At 66.0% G+C, this 15,131-nt stretch carries 15 protein-coding genes; 8 read left to right on the forward strand and 7 right to left on the reverse strand.

Annotated elements, in window-relative coordinates; genetic code table 11:
- Positions 1-62: 62 nt before the first annotated feature.
- From AX703_RS22005 to estDL136, 7 genes are all read left to right on the forward strand, one after another.
- Entirely contained in the window at positions 63-1,481 is a 1,419-nt protein-coding gene (locus AX703_RS22005) for a cytochrome P450 (protein WP_062347279.1), read from the forward strand.
- A 10-nt stretch (positions 1,482-1,491) separates the two neighbouring features.
- A complete protein-coding gene (locus AX703_RS22010) occupies positions 1,492-1,824 on the forward strand; it encodes a 2Fe-2S iron-sulfur cluster-binding protein (protein WP_039334472.1) in 333 nt (110 codons plus the stop codon).
- 253 nt (positions 1,825-2,077) lie between these two features.
- Positions 2,078-2,950, forward strand: a complete 873-nt coding sequence (locus tag AX703_RS22015; RefSeq protein WP_062347282.1) for an SDR family NAD(P)-dependent oxidoreductase — start codon at positions 2,078-2,080, stop codon at positions 2,948-2,950.
- The gene (locus AX703_RS22020; protein WP_062347284.1) at positions 2,947-3,372 is read left to right on the forward strand and encodes a nuclear transport factor 2 family protein; all 426 of its coding nucleotides are present in this window, start codon (positions 2,947-2,949) and stop codon (positions 3,370-3,372) included. Before AX703_RS22015 ends, AX703_RS22020 begins: the two co-directional genes overlap by 4 nt.
- Entirely contained in the window at positions 3,369-4,175 is an 807-nt protein-coding gene (locus AX703_RS22025; RefSeq protein WP_062347286.1) for an SDR family NAD(P)-dependent oxidoreductase, read from the forward strand. The genes AX703_RS22020 and AX703_RS22025 overlap by 4 nt, the downstream gene beginning before the upstream one ends.
- The gene (locus AX703_RS22030; RefSeq protein ID WP_062347288.1) at positions 4,175-5,074 is read left to right on the forward strand and encodes an NAD(P)-dependent oxidoreductase; all 900 of its coding nucleotides are present in this window, start codon (positions 4,175-4,177) and stop codon (positions 5,072-5,074) included. The genes AX703_RS22025 and AX703_RS22030 overlap by 1 nt, the downstream gene beginning before the upstream one ends.
- Before the next feature lie 13 nt (positions 5,075-5,087).
- Complete coding sequence (gene estDL136, locus AX703_RS22035; protein ID WP_039334463.1) at positions 5,088-6,014, forward strand: chloramphenicol hydrolase; 927 nt, start codon at positions 5,088-5,090, stop codon at positions 6,012-6,014.
- Positions 6,015-6,017: 3 nt separating this feature from the next.
- Here estDL136 and AX703_RS22040 read toward each other — a convergent pair whose 3' ends face one another.
- The 4 genes from AX703_RS22040 to AX703_RS22055 form a co-directional block, all read right to left on the reverse strand.
- Positions 6,018-7,988: a bifunctional diguanylate cyclase/phosphodiesterase gene (locus AX703_RS22040; RefSeq protein ID WP_062347290.1), complete on the reverse strand. Its 1,971-nt coding sequence runs from the start codon at positions 7,986-7,988 to the stop codon at positions 6,018-6,020.
- A 195-nt stretch (positions 7,989-8,183) separates the two neighbouring features.
- The gene (locus AX703_RS22045) at positions 8,184-8,954 is read right to left on the reverse strand and encodes a TIM barrel protein (RefSeq protein WP_062347292.1); all 771 of its coding nucleotides are present in this window, start codon (positions 8,952-8,954) and stop codon (positions 8,184-8,186) included.
- 3 nt (positions 8,955-8,957) lie between these two features.
- Positions 8,958-9,956, reverse strand: a complete 999-nt coding sequence (locus AX703_RS22050) for a sugar phosphate isomerase/epimerase (RefSeq protein WP_062347294.1) — start codon at positions 9,954-9,956, stop codon at positions 8,958-8,960.
- A gap of 16 nt (positions 9,957-9,972) precedes the next feature.
- The gene (locus AX703_RS22055) at positions 9,973-10,359 is read right to left on the reverse strand and encodes a DUF6379 domain-containing protein (RefSeq protein ID WP_039334456.1); all 387 of its coding nucleotides are present in this window, start codon (positions 10,357-10,359) and stop codon (positions 9,973-9,975) included.
- A gap of 121 nt (positions 10,360-10,480) precedes the next feature.
- Here AX703_RS22055 and AX703_RS22060 point away from each other — a divergent pair, with 121 nt between their 5' ends.
- A complete protein-coding gene (locus AX703_RS22060) occupies positions 10,481-12,100 on the forward strand; it encodes a GMC family oxidoreductase (RefSeq protein WP_062347296.1) in 1,620 nt (539 codons plus the stop codon).
- A 225-nt stretch (positions 12,101-12,325) separates the two neighbouring features.
- On the opposite strand, the gene AX703_RS22065 is transcribed toward AX703_RS22060, so the two are convergent.
- The 3 genes from AX703_RS22065 to AX703_RS22075 form a co-directional block, all read right to left on the reverse strand.
- A complete protein-coding gene (locus AX703_RS22065; RefSeq protein WP_156452175.1) occupies positions 12,326-13,252 on the reverse strand; it encodes a hypothetical protein in 927 nt (308 codons plus the stop codon).
- Positions 13,253-13,416: 164 nt separating this feature from the next.
- A complete protein-coding gene (locus AX703_RS22070; protein WP_062347301.1) occupies positions 13,417-14,331 on the reverse strand; it encodes a PRC-barrel domain-containing protein in 915 nt (304 codons plus the stop codon).
- Between the two features lie 248 nt (positions 14,332-14,579).
- Positions 14,580-15,131, reverse strand: a 552-nt coding sequence (locus AX703_RS22075) for a S8 family serine peptidase (protein ID WP_156452177.1), incomplete at its 5' end; no start/stop codon positions are given.

Raw genomic sequence — 15,131 nt, forward strand, 5'->3', positions numbered from 1 at the left:
CCCCCGCCCCATACCCTTCGCCCGTTGCAGCCGGAGCAACCGGCCAGACGGGGAGATGATCGATGGCAAGTGCAGCACCGGGTGCAGACGGCCTTCCCTTGCTCGATGGCGGCGCGCCGCTGCTCGGGCATCTGGCGCAGTTCTTCCGTGATCCCGTCTCGGTCCTCAAGCGCGGCTACCGCAGCAAGGGCCGCCTTTTCGCGATGAACTTCATGGGCCAGCGCATGAACGTGATGCTGGGGCCGGAACACAACCGCTTCTTCTTCGAGGAAACCGACAAGCTGCTCTCTATCCGGGAGTCGATGCCGTTCTTCCTCAAGATGTTCTCGCCCGAGTTCTACTCGTTTGCCGAGATGGACGAATACCTGCGCCAGCGCGCGATCATCATGCCCCGGTTCAAGGCGGCATCGATGAAGCAGTACGTGCCGGTGATGGTCGAGGAATCGCTGAACCTGGTCGAACGGCTGGGTGAGGAAGGCGAGTTCGACCTGATCCCGACGCTGGGCCCCGTGGTAATGGACATCGCCGCGCACAGCTTCATGGGGCGCGAATTCCACGAGAAGCTTGGCCACGAATTCTTCGAGCTGTTCCGCGATTTTTCAGGCGGCATGGAGTTCGTGCTGCCGCTGTGGCTGCCGACACCAAAGATGGTGAAAAGCCAGCGCGCCAAGAAGAAGCTCCACGCGATCCTGCAATCGTGGATCGACAAGCGCCGCGCCAGTCCGCTCGATCCGCCCGACTTCTTCCAGACGATGATCGAGACGAAGTATCCCGATGGCCGCGCCGTGCCCGACGAGATCATCCGGCACCTGATCCTGCTGCTGGTCTGGGCGGGCCACGAAACCACCGCCGGGCAAGTCAGCTGGGCGCTGGCCGACCTCCTCCAGAACCCCGGCTACCAGCAGGTGCTGCGCGAAGAGGTCGCCGGCCTGATCGGCGGCGGCAACGGTGCCAGCCTGGGGTGGGAGCAGGCCGTGGCGATGGAGAAGATGGACCTCGCCCTGCGCGAGACAGAGCGGCTCCACCCCGTCGCCTACATGCTCAGCCGCAAGGCCAGTGCCGATATCGAGCGCGACGGCTATCGCATCCGCAAGGGCGAATTCGTGCTGCTCGCGCCCTCGGTCAGCCATCGCATGGAAGAAACCTTCCGCAATGCCGATGCCTACGATCCCGAACGCTTCAACCCGCAGAACCCGGACGCGCAGATCGAGAGCAACTCGCTGATCGGCTTCGGCGGCGGGGTGCATCGCTGTGCGGGGGTAAACTTCGCGCGCATGGAAATGAAGGTGCTGGTGGCGATCCTGCTGCAGAACTTCGACATGGAGCTGATCGACGAAGTGCGCCCCATCGCCGGCGCATCGACCTACTGGCCCGCCCAGCCCTGCCGCGTGCGCTACAAGCGGCGCAAGCTGGATGGCGCGGGTGGAAGCGCGGACGTGGCGGCGCTCGCCAAGGCGGCCGGTTGCCCGGCCCATGCATAAGGCGCACTGAATGGCCAAGGTGACTTTCGTCCAGCCGGACGGCTCGGCGCGGACTTGCGTGAACTTCGAGGGCATGACCCTGATGCAGCTCGCGGTCGGCAACCTTGTCGACGGGATCGACGCGCTGTGCGGCGGCATGATGCAGTGCGCCACCTGCCATTGCTACATCGACCCGGACTGGCTTGACCGCACCGGCCCCGCCCGGCCGGAAGAACGCGAGATGCTCGAGGCCATCGATGGCGTCGAGATCCGCCCGAACAGCCGCCTGTCCTGCCAGGTCCAGCTTGGCGAGGAGTTGGACGGGCTGGTGGTGCACATTCCGGCGGAGCAACCGGGAATCTGACGGCGCTACTGCGAGGTGCGAACTGCCCACCCCGCTGCGACTAGCCTCACTGCGTTCGCCAAGTCTCGCTCCCCTCCCGCAGGCGGGAGGGGTCGGGGGTGGGCCTGCAAGGTCAGCGCGGATGATCAAACATCTGCAACTCATGGCTTATTCCCCTACGCATCCGGTTGACAGATCATCATTCCAGAAACAGTATGCGTAGAAATAAAAACAACCATTGCCGAATCATCGGCATGGAGAGGGTAGTTGCCGTATGACTGCGGTGGATAACGCAAAGCTCGCTGCGCAGGCGCTCGATTTCGCCGGCAAGACCGTGCTGGTCACCGGCGGTGGCGTTGGCATCGGGCGCGCCATTGCCGAGGCCTTCGCCGGAGCCGGCGCGCAAGTGGTGATCGCCGAGATCGGCCCCGCCAATGCCGATGCAGCCGAAGCCGCCATGCCCTCGGCCCGCGTGATCCGCTGCGACGTGCGCCAGCGCGGCGTCGGCGCAATGCTGGCCGAGCGGATCGCCGCCGAGACCGGCCGGCTGGACGTGCTGGTCAACAATGTCGGCCACTTCGTCCACGCCCGCCCCTTCGCCATGCTGGAGGACGAGGAGGCCGAGGAAATCCTCGACGTGAACCTTGGCCAGATGCTGCGCATGACCCGCGCGATGATCCCGCTGCTGCGCAAGGGCGCGCCCGGCTCCTCGATCATCAACGTCACCTCGATCGAGGCGCATCGCGGCATCCCCTATTGCTCGGTCTATGCCGCCGCGAAGTGGGCCGTCACCGGCTTTACCAAGAGCCTCGCGCTCGAGCTTGGCCCCGAGGGCATCCGCGTCAACACCATCGCGCCCGAGACGACCGACACCCCGCAAGTGGCGCTCGATATCATGATCCCGCCGGAAAACCGCGCACACGAGGAGCGCTGGATTCCGCTGGGCCGCTTCGGCCGCCCCAGCGACTGTGCAGGCGCGGCGCTCTACCTCGCCAGCCCGCTGGCGGCATGGGTAACGGGCAGCGCGATCAACATCGATGGCGGCGCACTGGCAGCAGCAGGCTGGTATCGCACGCCGCAGGGCGAATGGACCAACGTGCCGCTGATTTCGGGCAATGGCCTCGTTGTTCCGGGCACCGTGGCATGAGCGACCTTGCCGCCCTGCGCCGCACCGCCGAGCGCTATGCCCTCGGCGCAGACCGGCGCGACAAGGCGCTGTGGCGCGAAGTGCTGGCCGACGATGTCGAGATCAGCGGCCCCGGCTTCAGCATCACCGGTCTGGAGGCCAACCTCGGATCGATCGACCACCTCGCCCACGCCTTCACCATGACGCGCCATGTGGTGCACGACATGGACGTGACCGTGGACGGTGCCACGGCGCAGGGCGAGACCCGTTCCACCGCCGAACACCGCATTGCCGCGCCGGACGGCGACAAGCTGCTGGTCTGGGCGATCCGCTACCAGGACCAGTGGCGGCGCGAACAAGGCACATGGAAATTCACCCGCCGCGCCCTGATCGTCGATTGGGAAGAACTGCGCGCGGTCTCCAATCCGGGCGGCCCGGCGTGAACGGTCTTTCCGGCCGCACCGCCTTCATCACCGGTGCCACCGGAGCCATTGCCGAGGCCTGCGCGCTGCAACTGGCGCGTGACGGGGCGCGCCTCGCCCTGATGGCGCGGCGGGCCGACGGGCTTGCCGAAACCGCTGCGCGCATCCACGCGCACGTGCCGGACGCGCAAGTCCACACCTTCATCGGCGATGGCACCGACGAGCAGGCCGTGGCCGCAGCGGTACGCGGCGCCCACGCCTTGGCCGGCAGGCTCGACGTCGCCTTTGCCACGGTCGGTGGCGGCGGGTTCCGCCCGCTGATCGAGACCACCGCCGCAGACCTTCGCGATGCCTTCGAGAGCAACGTCGTCTCCGCCTTCCACGTGATCCGCACTGCTGCGCCGCTGATGCAGCCAGGCGGGTCGATCGTCTGCCTGTCATCGGGCGCGGCGGTCCTCACTTTCCGCCATCTGGCCGCCTACCACATGGCCAAGGCGGCGCTCGAAGGCCTGGTGCGCTCGGCGGCGGACGAGCTCGGCCCCTCGGGCCTGCGCGTCAATGCCATCCGCCCGGGCCTCACCCGTTCGGGCGCGACACAGGGCATGTTCGAGGGCGGAGCGGCCGAGGCCTTCCTGCCCGAATACCCGCTCGGCCGGCTGGGCGAGGCCGACGACATGGCCGGCGCGGTACGCTTCCTTGCCGGCGACGAAAGCGCCTGGGTGACCGGGCAGTGCATCGCGGTCGATGGCGGCAACCTGCTGCGCCGCAGCCCCGATCTTGCACCGCTACCAGTGGTGAACGCGAATTCCGAAGGGAGAGAATGATGAAAGTACTGGTCATCGGTGGCACCGGGGCCCTTGGCGGCCACGCCGCGCTGCATCTGGCGCGCCAGGGCCATGACGTGACGATCACCGGCCGCTCGTCGGCGCCGCAGGGCACGCCGCTGACAGGGCTCGGCTTTCTCAAGGGAGATTACGTGGCGGGTGATTTCACCGCTGCAACGCTTTCCGGCTTCGACTGGATGGTCTTTGCCGCAGGCAACGACCCGCGCCACGTGCCGCAGGGCGAGGATTTTGGCGCATGGCTGAAGAAAGCCAACCACGAAGCGCTGCCGGCCGTCTTCGCCGCCGCGCGCGAAGCCGGGGTCAGCCGAGCCATCCAGCTCGGCAGCTTCTATCCGCAGGCCGCACCGGAGCTGATTGCGGGCAACGTCTATATCCAGTCGCGCCTTGCCGCGTGCCAGCTTGCCCGCAACGAGGGTGCCGAGGGCTTCGACGTGATCAGCGTCAACGCTCCCTTCATGGTCGGCGCCGTTCCCGGCCTGCCCAGCGCGATCTTCGAGCCTTACGTGGCATGGGCCAAGGGCCAGATCCCGATCCCGTTCTTCGCTCCCACCGGCGGCACCAATTTCATGTCGTTCCGGTCACTGTCCGAAGCCATCGAAGGGGCGTTGCTGCGGGGCGAGCCGGGCAAGGCCTATCTGGTGGGTGACGAGAACCTGACCTTCCGCGAATACTTCCAGCTGTTCTTCGACGCAGTTGGTAGTGACGTGAAGCTGGAAGAGCGCGACGAGGAATTGCCGCTCCTGCCAGACGTGGCCATCCCGCAAGGGCGCGGAAACACGATCAGTTATGAACCCGACGCTGGCGAAACCGCGCTGCTCGGCTATCGTCGCGGCGACGTGGCTGCGGCCGTGGCCGAAATCGTCGCCCAGTACGGGTAAGGGAGAGATACCGATGACGCTCAATCCGCAGGTCGAGGCACTGCTCGGCTTCTTCGCGCAGATGCCGCCGGTCGATTACGAGACGATCACGCCCGAGGCCCTGCGCGAGGCGAACCGGCCGATGCAGATGGGCCCGCCCCCGGCCGTGGCCGAAGTGCGCGACCTGACATTGGACCTGCCCGGCCGCTCCATCGCCGCGCGGCTCTACAAGCCCGAGGGCGCGGGAGAGAACGCGCCGCTGGTGCTGTTCTACCATGGCGGAGGCTGGGTGATCGGCTCGATCGAGACGCACGATGCCTCGGCCCGTGCCCTTGCCGTGGCCAGCGGCGCGGCGGTGCTGTCGGTGGACTACCGCCTTGCCCCGGAAACGCCCTTCCCCGGCCCGCTCGACGATTGCCATGACGCCCTGCTGTGGGCGGTGGACCACGCGGCAGACCTTGGGATCGACAAGCACCGCCTGGCCGTGGCCGGTGACAGCGCGGGCGGCAACCTCGCCGCTGCCGTGGCGATCCGGGCACGCGATGCCGGCGGGCCGAAGCTCGCCCACCAGCTGCTGATCTACCCGGTCACCGACACCAACTTCGAGAACGGCTCCTATACCGAGAATGCCGAAGGCTACTTCCTCACCACCCGCATGATGCAGTGGTTCTGGGCGCATTACGTGGGCGATCATGCCAACGCGCACCCGGAAGCAGCGGTGCTGCAGCACGCGGACCTTTCAGGCCTGCCGCCCGCCACGGTGCTGGTGGCGCAGTACGATCCCTTGCGCGACGAAGGGCTGGACTATGCCGAGGCGCTGAAGCAGGCCGGCGTGCCGGTCGAGACCGAACTCGCGCCCGGCATGATCCACGGCTTCTTCTCGATGTTCGAGGCGGTGCCCGATGCCATGCCCTATATCGAACGGGCGGGCGCGCGGTTGAAGGCAGCGTTCGCGGCCTGACCGCTAACCGGCGAAGCGCGCCGAGGCTTGCAGCACGGTGCGCTCCGACCGCTCCCAGGCAGCGACGAAATCGGCAAGCGGCATGGGCTTGCCGAACAGGTAGCCCTGCAGCTTGTGGCATCCGGCCTGCCGCAGCAGCTGCGCCTGTTCCTCGGTCTCGACCCCCTCGGCGATCACGCGCATGTCGAGCCCACAGGCCAGCATGATCGCCCCGGTCACCAGCATCGCGCCCTTGCTCCCCGGTGCCAGGCCGTCGAGCAGCGACTTGTCGATCTTGATGTGGCTGAAGCCATAGCTGCGCAGGTAGTGGATGCTGGTGAAGCCCGTGCCGAAATCGTCGAGTGCGATCGACATGCCGCGCTCCTTGAACGTCTCGACTGCGCGCACCACGCGCTCCGGATTGGCGAGGAGGTAGCCCTCGGTGATCTCGAACTGCAGCCGCTCGGGGGGAAAGCGGGTCTGCTCCAGCACATGGGCGACCTGCCGTTCGAAATGCGAATCCCGAAACTGTGCCGGGCTGACATTGACGCTGAGCCGCAAGTCGCCCAGCGGTGCAATATCGCGGCAGGCGCGTTCGAGCACGAACATGCCGAGCGGATGGATCTGCCCGGTGGCTTCGGCAATGTCGATGAAATCATCCGGCGGCAGCGGGCCCTCGGGGCGACGCGGCCAGCGCAGCAGGGCTTCCACCGCCACGATCCGTCCCGTCTGGGCATCTACCTCGGGCTGGTAGTAGACTTCGAACTCATCGCGGGCGAGGCCGCGACCGATCTGCGTTTCGACGGCCAGGCGATGTTTTCGACCCTCATCGAACGCGGCATCATAGACGGCGACCTGGTTCTTGCCGCCGGTCTTGGCGTGATACATCGCAGTATCGGCGCGGCGCAGCAATTCGCGTGGCGTTCCGGCCGCATCGGTATTGGCGGCAACGCCGATGCTGGCGCCCACCTGCAGCACGTGGCGTTCGACCAGCACCGGCAGCGAGATTTCCTCGAGGATGGTCGCGGCGAGCCGTTCGGCCTCTGCCTGGGCGCGCGGGCTTTCCAGCAGCACCGCGAACTCGTCGCCGCCGACCCGGGCAAGTCGTGCATGCGCAGGGCAATGCTGGCCAAGCCGCAGGCAGATGCTGCGGATCAGGGCGTCGCCGGCCTGGTGGCCGTGCTCGTCGTTGACTTCCTTGAAGCCATCGAGATCGATGAAGATCACCGCAAGGCTATCGGGCAGGGGATCAGCCCGCGCCTCGAGTCGATCAAGCCGCGTCAGGAGTTCGCGGCGGTTGGGCAGGCCGCTCAGCGGATCGCTGAACGCGATGCGCCGGTTTTCCTCGGAGAGCTTTTCGGCCTCCATCTGCCGCGTGCGGAGCGTGCGCTGGGAGCGGACCAGTTCGGAGAACGAGATGTTGTAGCGGTGCGTCACCACGATCATGCCGATGCACACCAGAGTCAGCACCACCGATTGACCGAGCAGCTTTCCGCCATCCACCCACGAGAAGTAGAACAGGAACGACAGCGTGCTGACCAGCGCCACGCGCATCGCGGCGGGACGCAGGGTCATCAGGCAGAAGACAGTGCTGACCTCGGTCAGACCAAGGAAAAACGTCAGGTTGCTGCGCGCATAGGCATCGCCATCGGGATAGACCCAGATGCACCACGCCTCGAACGCCATGGTCATCAGGATCGCCAGCCAGCAGGTGCGCCGCAGGCAGGCCGCGATGTATTCGTCAGACAGCTTGGCCGGATCGCCCTGCTGCCACCACCAGATGCCGCGCCACACTGCAATGCCGCATGTCACGAGTGGCGTCACGACGGTCTTGATCGGGCGCGCCGGGTCGAAGAACGACAGGGCGATGGCAAAGGCATTGCACACCAGAATCGCATAGAGCAGCGGCATCTGGCGCGAAAACGAACGAAACTGCGCCCGCGTCAGCTCCGGATCGCTGGTATCCAGCCTGAGGATGTTCGCAAAGGCCTGCATCCCCACCGTGTTTCGCCCTAAGTCCTTGAATCTTGGTTAAGATGCAGAACTTAGGCGAAAACCTTGAAGAGGCGGTATTATCGGGGACCCCGTAGAATTGCTTAGTCCGCCGCCGAGGACTGCCGCACCCTCCCCATTTTCACGCAGTGCAAATGGGGAGACGACAGTCGCATCAACGGCTGACGGAAGGGTAACTCAGGCGCACAGCCCGCGGATATAGCCGAACGCCTCGACCGAAGGCTTGGTCGGCTGCAGTTCCAGGCCGATCGTGCCCTTGTAGCCCAGACGCTCGAAGCGGGCGAGCGCTTGCGGCCAATCGATCTTGCCCGATCCCGGTTCGCCCCGGCCCGGCGCGTCGGCGATCTGCACGTGCACCACGTGGTGCATCGCCGCGGCCAGCGCCTCGTCCGGGTCCTCGCCTTCCACCACCGAATGGTAGAGGTCGTAGAGCACCTTGACGCGAGGGCTGTCCAGCATGTCGGCCACCACCACGCTGTCGTGCGTGGTCGAGCACAGCACGCCGGGGTGATCGTGGCGCGTGTTGGCGGATTCGAGCAGGATCGTCACGTCCAGCTCCTCAGCAATCGGCAGGATCTTGCGCAGCGCATCGGCGAAGATCGAAAGCTGCACTGGCCGCTTCAGCCACGGCACGCCGCGCCCTGAAGTGACCACCACGTTCGAGCAGCCGAGGAACTTGGCCGCCGAGGCCGCCTCGCGGAACACCTCGCAGAAGCCCTCGTGCGTGGCGGGATCGACCAGCTGCGTCACATAGTCCGCCACCGTGCTGATCAGTTCGACGCCGTTGGCATCGAGCGCCGCCTTGATGGCGTCAAGATCGCGCCCCTTCAGCAGGAACAGCTCCACCTTGCGGAAGCCTGCCGCTGCAGCCGCGGCGATGCGGTCCTCGATCTTGTCGCCCGCTTCGGTGAAGCCGTATTCGAGGTTTACCGAGAGTTCGAAAGCCATGGCTCAGTTCCCCCAGATGCGGCGGGCCATCGCCTGGTGGCGGCGGACCTGTTCGAAGGCATCGCGCATGTCATAGGCATGGCCTTCCCATTCGGAGACCATCGTGCCGGTGAACCCGCCATCCTTGAACAGCGGCAGGATCGTGTCGTAATCGATCGCTTCCTCGACCAGATCCTCGCTCACGCCATAGAACTTGCCGTGGATGTGGATGGTGCGATCGACCAGCGCCGCCCAGCTCTTGGGATCGTGGTTCGAAAGGATGAAGAATGCCAGGCACGCCGCCTGAACTTCCAGCGGGCCATGGCCCTTGGGCAGAGCCCACTCGCGCAGGCGCCCGGCCTTCTCGTGGCTCATGCCGTCTTCGAGCCAGACTTCCTTGAGCTTGTCGAGCAGGTCTTCCTTGGCCCCCTTGGCGCGCGCAGCATCGAGCATCGATTCCGGGATGCGGCTTGCCGTGCCGCCGAAGTCGGGAATCCAGCCCAGGTACGGCGTGTTCAGCTTGTCGTACATCTCGCCATAGGCCTGCACCGCAGGGTGCCCCGCCCACATCGGCGCGTGGACTTCCACGCCCATGCGGATGTCCAGCTCCTCGGCATAGGGTGCGATTTCCGGCAGCAGGTGCACCGGCAGCGCGAACTGGTAACGCACCAGACTGAAGCCCATCTTCTTGGCCGAACGCAGCTGGCGCTTGTGGTATTCCACCAGCGCGGCGTCCTCGATCGGCTGAGCGCCCGGCTTGAGGAAGCGGTCGGAATTGATCGCGCAGGAAACCGGGTTCAGGCCTGTGTCGGCGATCATCTGCTTGAACTCTTCGGCGAACTTGTCCGAAACGTCGGGGAATTCACGGAAGTTCTGGAAGCCGATGATCTCGATGTTCGGACCCAGGTTGCGCTTGGCCACTTCGGCCAGCAGCGTATCGAGCTCGAACTGGCGGGTCAGGTACTCGTTGGTGAAGGAATAGAGCGTAACGCCGGTCTGCGGACCAGTTGCGGTAGTAGCCATGATTGCCGGTCCTCTCTCAGGCAGCTTCGACGGTGAGCGTGGAGGTCTGCGGATTGGTCCGCTTCATCCCCGGAATGTAGGGCGGGCTGATGAACAGGTTCAGCGAAACCTCGCGGGTTTCACCCACCTCGGCGCTCAGCGAAGGCAGCACCAGAAACGCCGAATCGCGGATAAACCAGAAGGTGTCTACCTTCTCGCCATTCTCCGAAAGCGGCCATTGCTGGCCGTTGTATTCGATCAGCGCGTCGGACAAGTCGACAGCTTCGCCACCCACCGACAGCGGCCCCACTTCCACCACCGAAAACGGCAGCGAGCGATACCATGGCAGGCGCATCGCCAGCTTCAACCCGCCTGCCGTAGCGGCAAGTCCTTCTTCTCCGATCACCCGTTCGACTGGCAGCACGTTTGCTCTCCCGATAATTAGAATGCTTCTTCTAATCATCGCTTGACAGCGGGTCAAGGCCTGTGCAGATAAAAAGAGAACTTCAGTTCTATTCTAATTCAGGGACAGGTGCCAGAGGGTCATGGCGGAATTCGATTACATCATCGTGGGCGCGGGCTCGGCAGGCTGCGTTCTGGCCAACCGCCTCAGCGCCAATCCGCAAACCCGCGTCCTGCTGATCGAGGACGGTGGCGACAACCAGCACCCCTTCATCAAGATGGCCGGCGGCTTCATCAAGATGATGGGCAACCCCGATTACTTCCGCGTCTACCAGACCGAACCGCGCCCCGGCATGCGCGGCGGCATCCACACTTACGGGCGCGGCATGGGTGGCTCCTCGGCCATCAACGGCACCTGGTATCTCACCGGCATGCCCAAGGACTTCGACAGCTGGACCGACCACGGCCTGTCGGGCTGGGGCTGGGACGAGATCGCCCGCTGCTACAGGAAGTTCGAGGACTATCGCGATCCCGGCGCGCATCCCGGCCGAGGCCAGGGTGGTGAACTGCAGGTCACTGCCTCGACCTACCAGTCGCCGGTGCTCGATGCGCTTGTCGCCGGCTTCGGCACGCAGGGCATGCCCTGGCTCGACGATATCACCACGCCCGGCAAGCAGGGCGTCGGCCGCAGCCAGTACACCGTCGATCGCAAGGGCGTGCGCGAAAGCTCGTACAAGGCCTTCGTCATGCCGATCCTCGGCCGCCACAACCTTACCATTGCGCAGCACACTGCGGTAAAGCGCATCACCATCGAAGGCGGCCGCGCCACGGGCGTCGTTACCGAAGCCCATGGGGAAGAGCGCAGCCACACGGCCGCGAAGGAAGTGATCCTTTCCGCCGGCGTCTATGGCTCGCCGCAGCTGCTCCAGCTCTCGGGCGTCGGCCCCGGCGCCGCGCTGCAGGCCTTGGGCATCCCGGTGATCAAGGACCTCGCCCGCGTCGGCCAGAACCTGTCCGATCACACCAAGTTCGGCGTCTCGTTCGACCTGACGAACCACCCCGGCACCAACCGCGAGTTCTTCGGTTGGCGTCTCTATCGCAATGCCCTCCAGTATTTCCTCACCGGCACCGGCCACCTCGCCCGCGTCGGCATGCCGATCACCGGCCTGGTCGCCAGCGAAGGCACGCCCGAGGACTGGCCCGATCTGCAGGTCGGCGCCGCGCCCTTCGCCATGCGCACGGTGAACGAGATGGCCGCCCGCCCCGGCAGCCCGCTCACGCCCAATCCCGGCCTCACCTTCTCCGGCTATCACCTGCGGCCCAAGAGCCGCGGCTCGATCCGCCTGACCTCGCCCAATTATCGCGATGCCCCGATCGCCGACGCCGCGATCTGGTCCGATCCCTCGGACCGGGCCAAGAGCCTCGAACTCTTCCGCCTGTTCCGCGCCATCGCCGGGTCCGAACCGCTGAAAGCCTTCATCGGCACCGAACGCATGCCCGGCCCCGACGTGCAGGACGAAGCCGCGATCCTGGCCGAGCTTGCCAAGATGGTCGAAGTCGGCCTCCACGGCACCGGCACTTGCGCCATGGGCACCGATGAAGCCACCTCCGTCACCGACGCCCGCGCCCGCGTCCACGGCATTGGCTCCCTGCGCGTGGTCGACTGCTCGATCATGCCCACCCCGATTTCCGGCAACACGAACGGCCCGGCGATGGCGGTAGCGGAACGCGCGGCGGAACTGATTTTGGAGGATGCGCGGTAAGAACCCCTCCGTCAGCCGCCAACACGGCTGCCACCTCCCCGTTTGTGCTCACGCAAAAACAGGGAGGATCAAAGCCCAGGCGCGTACCCACCAATCCTCCCCATTTTCACGAAGTGCAAATGGGCCAGAACACAAGCGATCCTCCCCATTTTCACGAAGTGCAAATGGGGAGGGGTCAGCGCGAAGCGCTGACGGAGGGGCAAATCCGCAACCGCGCCCTCCCCGCTAATCCTCCTCACGCAGCCACTTGCGCTGCTCCTTGATCGTCTCGCTGAGCTTCGGCCCCGCGCAATACTCCTGCTCGAACGCCGTCAGAGGTGGCGGCGACGGTTCCTCGAACTTCGCGGCGATTTCCTTGCGCAGGCAGAACCCCGCCGCCTCGCGCACACCCAGCATGTCGATGGGGATGCGGCTCGTCTCCTTTCGCGCGATCGGTCCTGCCAGATCGGCAATCATCCCGGCCCACGCAGTCCGGTTTTCCCGAGCCTCCGTGCCCTTTCCGCCAGCCTTGGGCGAAATGACGATGCTTGCCCTAACCGCCTCGGCCTCATCAAAGCTGCCGAGTTCGCGCAAACCGTTCGCAAGCCGGAATCGCGCAGCAATGGCTTCGAGGTTCCCCGCATCCGGCTTCACCAGCCGCGCCGCCTCGACGAATTCCGCATTGTAGCGCCGCGCCCGTTCGCCTTCCGGATCGTCGTTCTTCGCCTCCCAGCTTGCCTCCAGCAACCACCAGTGCAGATCCTTGTCGCCCAGAAACTGCGCGGTGCGATAGGCCAGATAGCGCGGCGTCTCGCCTGCGCTGCGTGGCGCCTTGTAACCCTCGCTCGCGATGAACGGTGCAAGCCGCGCCACTTCTTCGGGCGTGAAGTCGCGGTACATCACCAGCCCGTTCGATGGGCACTGCGGCAATTCCACCGGAAACCGGCCCGAACCCAACGGCATTCCATCCGGGAGCGCACCCCAGGTCGAGATGGACATCAGCGCCATCCGTGTGAACTTTTCGCCGCCGACCGGACAGACAACTTCTTCCTCGGTAAAAGTGCTGGCCTGCGCGGGAGACGTCCCGCCCGCAGAAAGCACCGCCAGCAACGGCATGACCACCCGTCCGGCGCACTTGCCTGACTTGCACCAGGCCTCTGAAATCATTGCCAACAAGCGCCATCCCCTCGCCACCATCAGATTGCAACGATGCCATGGCCACCCTGCCAGGGCAAACGGAGCTTGCACCGATCCTGCCCCTCTCCTCACCCATCCACGCAAAAAGGCGCGGTCCTTCCCCGGGACCGCGCCTTCAGCGTGTTTTGCCGGCCTTTACATCAATCCTCCGCAGCGGTTTCCTGCTGCTGGGCCACACGCTTGATCTGGCCTTCGCCCATCGCCGAGACGACAGCCTTGCCGTTGCCGCTGCCGCTGAAGTTGGCGGCGGGCAGCAGGGCCTTTTCACCATCGACCTTGACCAGCAGGGATTGCACCCGCCCGCGGCTGTCGGCGATCACCTCGCGGATCTTGCCGATCTTCTCGCCATCGGGGCCAAGCACGTTCATGCCCTTGCTGAGCGAGAAGGCGCCTTGCGCCGCAGACGCTGCGCTGCCGGCCAGGGCCAGCGATCCCGCACCGCCCGAAAGCGCGCCATTCGCCGAACCGCTCGCCATCCCCGCGCCAGAGCCAGCGACGGAACCTGCCACGCTGCGCCCACTGGTCGCCAGCGCACCGGCAGTGCTGCGGGTGGCGTCAACCGCCCCGCGCGCCGTGCTGCGTGCCGTTCCGGCGAATTCGCCAGCGGTAGACCGCACCGCATCGGTGCCGATCAGCTGCGCATTGGCGCCACCCGAAGCCCCGCCCGAAGCCGCGCCAGAGCCGCCTGCGCGGGTCATGCCGGTCGGAGTGGAAAGCGTCTGGCCAAGGCTGCCGGTCAGCGAACCGTCGGCACTGCCCTGTGCGCCCACCTTGCCACTCTTGCGATCGACCGACTTGCTGGCCGAAGCGCGGCCCGTGGCGTCGGCCGAGCCGCGCGTGGTGCTGCGTGTAGTGCTGCGAACGGTGCTGCGGGTCGTGCTGTCGACGCTGTCCATGGTCCGGCCGATGGTGCTGCCCCCGATCGAACCGCCAAGCGTGCCGCCCAGCGATCCACCAAGGCCGCCGCCGATGCCGCCCCCGCCCAGGATCTGGGCCTGTGCAGCCGGAGCCAGCGCGATCAGCATGGCGGTCGAAGCGATAAGGATCTTGCGCATCGTGAATTTCCTTTCCTCAAAGTGGGCAGGGCCGCCTTCGCAACGGCCTCTCACCAAGGAAAACGGATGGGCTGTCCGGTTTAATTCACGCGCCGCAGAATTTTTTCGGAAATCACCCTGATTGCGAACGCCAGCGCCAACGGCCCACCCCGCTGCGACTAATCTCGCCTTCGGCTCGCCAAGTCTCGCTCCCCTCCCGCAGGCGGGAGGGGTTGGGGGTGGGCATTCAGCGTCCATCCCTCGTCACCCTACCGCGCAGGTCTGCAGATCGTGCACAGCAGCCCGCGGCCATACGTGCCATCCGGGCCCCGTGCGCCCAGATCGATCGCCTCGGCATCAAGCTTCGGCCCCAGATTGGCGCCCCATTTCAGCGCCACGCGCGATGCCACCAGCGGCGTTGCAAACGATGTGCCGCGCACTTTCACCCGCCGCCCCGCGGCATTGGTCGCCGCGATATCGGCCCCCGGCGCGGCATAATCTAGATGCAGCGCCCGGCCCGCCTCGATCAGCGCCCGGTTGCGCCCGTCGACTGCCGTCACCGCGATCACGCCGGGGTAGGAGGCGGGATAGGAAGGCGGCGCCGCCGGGCCATCGTTGCCCACCGCCGCCACGATCACCGCGCCCTTGTCCTGCGCCGCCTTCACCGCCCGCGCCAGCAGCGGATTGGGCGGGCCGACGAGGCTGACCGATACCACCTTCACGCCCTTGCCCACCAGCCAGTCCAGCCCCTTGGCCACCGCCAGGGCATTGCCGCCTGCCGGGTCGCTGCCATAGACATCGGCCACCAGCACGCGCTGCAC

The organism is Novosphingobium sp. CCH12-A3, from assembly GCF_001556015.1.
Classification (GTDB): Bacteria; Pseudomonadota; Alphaproteobacteria; order Sphingomonadales; family Sphingomonadaceae; genus Novosphingobium; species Novosphingobium subterraneum.

What these genes read in the sequence shown, in the direction of transcription:
- AX703_RS22005 (WP_062347279.1), top strand. Translation starts at nt 63, where the DNA reads ATGGCAAGTGCAGCACCGGGTGCAGACGGCCTTCCCTTGCTCGATGGC.
- AX703_RS22010 (WP_039334472.1), top strand. Translation starts at nt 1,492, where the DNA reads ATGGCCAAGGTGACTTTCGTCCAGCCGGACGGCTCGGCGCGGACTTGC.
- AX703_RS22015 (WP_062347282.1), top strand. Translation starts at nt 2,078, where the DNA reads ATGACTGCGGTGGATAACGCAAAGCTCGCTGCGCAGGCGCTCGATTTC.
- AX703_RS22020 (WP_062347284.1), top strand. Translation starts at nt 2,947, where the DNA reads ATGAGCGACCTTGCCGCCCTGCGCCGCACCGCCGAGCGCTATGCCCTC.
- AX703_RS22030 (WP_062347288.1), top strand. Translation starts at nt 4,175, where the DNA reads ATGAAAGTACTGGTCATCGGTGGCACCGGGGCCCTTGGCGGCCACGCC.
- estDL136 (WP_039334463.1), top strand. Translation starts at nt 5,088, where the DNA reads ATGACGCTCAATCCGCAGGTCGAGGCACTGCTCGGCTTCTTCGCGCAG.
- AX703_RS22040 (WP_062347290.1), bottom strand. Translation starts at nt 7,988, where the DNA reads ATGCAGGCCTTTGCGAACATCCTCAGGCTGGATACCAGCGATCCGGAG.
- AX703_RS22045 (WP_062347292.1), bottom strand. Translation starts at nt 8,954, where the DNA reads ATGGCTTTCGAACTCTCGGTAAACCTCGAATACGGCTTCACCGAAGCG.
- AX703_RS22050 (WP_062347294.1), bottom strand. Translation starts at nt 9,956, where the DNA reads ATGGCTACTACCGCAACTGGTCCGCAGACCGGCGTTACGCTCTATTCC.
- AX703_RS22060 (WP_062347296.1), top strand. Translation starts at nt 10,481, where the DNA reads ATGGCGGAATTCGATTACATCATCGTGGGCGCGGGCTCGGCAGGCTGC.
- AX703_RS22070 (WP_062347301.1), bottom strand. Translation starts at nt 14,331, where the DNA reads ATGCGCAAGATCCTTATCGCTTCGACCGCCATGCTGATCGCGCTGGCT.